This is a genomic window from Klebsiella sp. OBRC7 (assembly GCF_000293135.1).
In the GTDB taxonomy this organism is placed as follows: domain Bacteria; phylum Pseudomonadota; class Gammaproteobacteria; order Enterobacterales; family Enterobacteriaceae; genus Klebsiella; species Klebsiella michiganensis.
In genome coordinates, this window is sequence record NZ_ALNJ01000009.1 from 1 (window position 1) to 4337 (window position 4337).

Annotated in this window: 4 protein-coding genes and 1 pseudogene; 1 reads left to right on the top strand and 4 read right to left on the bottom strand. The window is 53.7% G+C overall.

Annotated elements, in window-relative coordinates; genetic code table 11:
* From HMPREF1144_RS01955 to HMPREF1144_RS01970, 4 genes and pseudogenes are all read right to left on the bottom strand, one after another.
* A pseudogene (locus HMPREF1144_RS01955) lies at positions 1 to 245 on the bottom strand (shikimate kinase); the annotation flags it as partial.
* A 180-nt stretch (positions 246 to 425) separates the two neighbouring features.
* Complete coding sequence (gene gntR, locus HMPREF1144_RS01960) at positions 426 to 1421, bottom strand: gluconate operon transcriptional repressor GntR (protein WP_004106498.1); 996 nt, start codon at positions 1419 to 1421, stop codon at positions 426 to 428.
* Positions 1422 to 1535: 114 nt separating this feature from the next.
* Positions 1536 to 2231: a pirin family protein gene (locus HMPREF1144_RS01965; protein WP_004855003.1), complete on the bottom strand. Its 696-nt coding sequence runs from the start codon at positions 2229 to 2231 to the stop codon at positions 1536 to 1538.
* A gap of 121 nt (positions 2232 to 2352) precedes the next feature.
* Positions 2353 to 3390 carry an oxidoreductase gene (locus HMPREF1144_RS01970; protein WP_009651701.1) on the bottom strand — a complete coding sequence of 346 codons (1038 nt, stop codon included), beginning with the start codon at positions 3388 to 3390 and terminating at the stop codon, positions 2353 to 2355.
* A 232-nt stretch (positions 3391 to 3622) separates the two neighbouring features.
* Here HMPREF1144_RS01970 and HMPREF1144_RS01975 point away from each other — a divergent pair, with 232 nt between their 5' ends.
* On the top strand, positions 3623 to 4261 hold the full coding sequence (locus HMPREF1144_RS01975) for a bactofilin family protein (protein ID WP_009651703.1): 639 nt from the start codon (positions 3623 to 3625) through the stop codon (positions 4259 to 4261).
* The last annotated feature ends 76 nt before the right edge of the window (positions 4262 to 4337 follow it).

Genomic DNA, 4337 nt, shown 5'->3' on the forward strand with positions numbered 1-4337 from the left:
ACTTTATTGGTACGCTGCATAGCAAACGCGGCATCGTTCAGCGCCTGCAGCCACGGGGTGCGGTCATCGTCATTTAACGGTTCGCCGGAAGCCATCTTGTTGATGTTGCTGCGCGGATGCAGAAAGTCGCCGTCGAGAAACGCGGCGTGCAGTTGATGCGCCACTTCGCTGGCGACAGCGGATTTGCCGCTGCCGGAAACGCCCATCAGGACATAGATGTGGTGATCATGGTTAGTCGTGCTCAAAGCTTCCTCCCACTGGACACATACGCGCAGCTGGCAGCGTTTAACGGCGTGAAATACTGGCGTACAGGTTAATTGTTACGGGTAACTGTTATCGGTAACATTGTCATGCCGGAGTTGTGGAGAAGCAATAACCATTCGTGCCAGATGTGAATATGTGTGATCTACTTCAAATTTGTCAGTTTAAATAGATCCGCCCGGTGACAATGTGAAACCTAAATCTAACATCTTAGGCGTCACCGCTTCACCGCGAATACGCGCCAGCAGACGTTCAGCACCAATCCGCCCCATTCGCTCGCGCGGCGTCAGCACGCTGGCCAGGCGCGGCTCCATCACCTGGCCGATATCGTGGCCGTGGAAACCGGCAATCGCCATATCGTCAGGGATTTTCAGCCCCAGGCGCTGGCACTCAAACGCCGCGCCGACCGCAAGGTCATCGTTGGTACAGAAAATGCCGTCAAGCTGCGGATATTCGCGACGCGCCTGGCGCATCAGCTCAATCCCCGATGAATAAGAGGAAGACTGCTCAACCATCACGCTGTAGGGCGTCATCCCGGCATCAAGCATCGCCTGCTCGTACCCCTTCTGTTTGATGATAGTACGTTCATCAAGACGTGCGCCAAGATAGGCAACGTGACGGTGGCCATGATTGATAATCGCCGCGGTCATCTGCCGGGCCGCTTCAAAGTTATCAAAGCCGACGGCGATATCCAGGCACGGCGACTGGCTGTCCATCAGCTCCACAACCGGGATACCCGCCACTTCAATCATCTTCAGGGTGCGCGGCGTATGGGTTCGTTCGGTAAGGATCAGGCCGTCAATATTCCAGGAAAGCATGGATTCCAGGCGTTTTTCTTCCATTTCCGGCTTATAGCCGTAGTGCGCCAGCATCGTCTGGTAACCGAAAGAGTCGGTCACGCTTTCAATACCGCGCAGCACTTCTGAGAAGACCTGGTTAGTTAACGAGGGCAACAGCACGCCAATGGCGCGGCTGGTGGCATTCGAGAGGATGTCAGGGGCGCGATTAGGAATATAACCCAGTTCATCGAGAGCAACGGCTATCTTGCCACGCAGCGCTTCGGAAACCTGTTCCGGGTTACGTAAATAGCGACTGACCGTCATTTTGGTCACGCCGACAAGATCGGCTACATCCTGGAGTACGGGTCTTTTCTTTTTCATCGTCCTGACTGCGATCAACGGGGAAACATTTCCCCAGTTTATCACGGACAAAGCGCAACCTTCCCTAACATCCGGGAAGGTTGCGCAATTTATTTAGACCCGATCGGAGAACGATCAGACGGGCGGCAGATCGAACAGCAGAATTTCGCTATCGCCGTCGGCGTGTACGGAAATCGCCTGCTCGTCCCAAATCGCCAGGCCATCGCTGGTGGTAGCTTTCGTTCCGTTGATGGTGACTTCACCTTTCACCACCTGGATCCACACCCGACGTTCAGCGGCAATCTGGTGCACCGACTGCTCATCTTTCAGCAGCGCCCAGCGGTACAGCTCCATATCCTGGTACACCTTCAGCGAACCTTCGCGGGCATCCGGCGACAGCACCAGTTGCTTGCCCTGCGCGGCGTCAAAGCGGCGCTGTTCGTAGCGCGGCGTGATGCCATTTTTTTCCGGCATAATCCAGATCTGGTACAGATGCAGTTTTTCGGTGTTGCTTGGGTTGTACTCCGAGTGACGAATCCCGGTACCCGCGCTCATGATCTGGAACTCGCCCGCCGGAACTTGCTCTTTATTCCCCATGCTGTCCTGGTGCTCAACGGCCCCTTCCAGCACGTAGGTCAGGATTTCCATGTCCTTGTGCGGATGGGTACCGAAGCCCTGGCCGGCATCAATCACGTCGTCATTGATCACCCGCAGCGCCGAGAAGCCCATAAAGTTAGGGTCGTAATAGTTCGCGAAAGAGAAAGTATGCCAGGAATCCAGCCAGCCGTGGTTAGCGTGGCCGCGTTCGTTAGCTTTGCGTAAGTAGATCATGTTGCACCCCCGTATGTTTTCGATGGGATAAGTGTGGACCCAATCCCCTGGCGATCATAGAGGGTGAAAATTGACTCCTCTGTTCAAAAAATATGAATGAGTACAGAGGAGCCGTGAGGGCTTATCGGGTAAGGGTAATCGTGGCCGGAGATGGCTGTTCAAAGCCGCGTTCGAGGATCTCCAGATTCGTGAGAACGTCAGATTCCTTGACGAAATTTGGCTGACCGTTAACGAGGGTTTCATACAGCGAATCATAGACCCGCCCATAGTCGCCGGTTTCAAGCGGGATCTCTTCCCGTACGGTTTCCCCCGCCTCATTGACGTACTCCAGCAGACCAACCGTCTCATCCGCGCCGAATCCCGGCTCGCCCGGCATAACATTGGCCTTCAGGCTGGTCTCCTGCTGGTCGATACCGTATTTAATAAACGAACCTTTATGACCATGGACGATGAATTTTGGGTAAGGCAGCTTCACCAGATGGCTGGTTTTGACAATCGCCTTCAGGTTGCCGTAGAACAGCTGGGCCTCAAAGGTATCGTCCGGGTTAGCTTTATTGCGCAGGCTACGGATGTCATAAGAGACATGGTCCGGGCGACCGAACAGGGAGATAATTTGGTCCAGGGTATGGACGCCCAGACCGTAGAATGTGCCGTCCTGAGGCAGCCCGGGTTTCCCTCCATCTACCGGACGATAGTTGTCGAAATGGTTTTCAATCTCGACGATCTCGCCAAGCTTTCCGCTTTCAATCACCTTCTTCGTGGTCAGAAAGCAGGAGTCGAAGCGACGATTCTGGTACGGCGTAACCGTCAGTCCCTTGCTTTTCGCCAGGGCGAATAGCGTTTTTGCCTCCTCAAGCGTCGGGGTAAAGGGCTTTTCGACCAGCACATTTTTACCCGCCTCCAGCGCCCGTTTCGCATAGGTAAAATGGCTGTCAGCGTGGGTGCAGACAATCACCAGTTTGACCTGCGGGTCGTTAAGCACTTCGTCGAGGTCGCTGGTGAAGTGGATGTGCGAATACTGCGGAGCCTGTTCCTCCGGCTTTGCACTGCGGCGGTAGATATGCGCCACGTGCCAGCGGTCTTTTCGGTGCAGGACATAGGGAAGATGGTAGCGGGTGGTGCTTTTGCCGAATCCAATAAATGCGCAGTGCAAAGTCATAACGCTATCCTTATTTAAGGTCTCTGCTGTTAACCATAGCGCAAGCTGGCTGCAAACTTAACCCCTTCAATGAGTGTGCCAAATTCTTAAATGTTAAATTTAGCGCTCAAATTTATTGACCCTGCTGGCTAAATTCTGGATAAGAGGTCCCCACGGGAAAAGAACGTTTTTTATCCAGCGCGCTCACCGTTTCCCAAAATACGATGACTAAAGGAGTAGCCATCTCGTTCGCATGGAAAGCAAATATATCGCCTTAAATAGCGCCCTTCTCTTTTGGCTGCTTGGCCTGATGGCCTGGTGCTTCGAATCCACGTATCTGGCCTGGCTATCGGGCTCTTTCGCCTTATCCTCCTTCGTTTTTCATTTTCAATATCAGCGGATTAATCATATGTTTAAAAAGAACAAAATCATTGAAGCTACGCCGCCGGCGGTGAATACGGCGGTACTCAACGGTGAATCTCCATCCGCCGTGGCCCGAAAACCGGCCACCACGGTTATCGCCGGCGGTATCCGCTTTGACGGAAACATTATCGCTGAGGGAGATGTCGATATTTACGGTACCGTAAGCGGCAATATCGACGCCGAAGAGAGCCAGATTAAGATCATGACCGACGGTCTGGTAGAGGGGAATATCACCTGCCGCGAGCTGATTATTGACGGCTGCGTCATGGGCCAGTGCCGCAGCGAGACGATTGAAATTGATAAGAACGGCAACGTGACCGGCACGTTGGCCTACCGCACGCTGGCCATCAAAAAGGGCGGCGTTTTTTCCGGCCAGGCAGAGCTGCTGCCAGCGGCAGAAAAGAGCAACGTCGTGGGGTTTATCGCCGATACCGCTATTGAAACCAAAGATAAGGTTGAGGCGCAGTAGCAGCCATCCGGGTGCGGCGGAAAAAAGCAAAAAAAAAGCCAGCACCCGGCTGGCTAAAGTAATACTGGAAGCAATG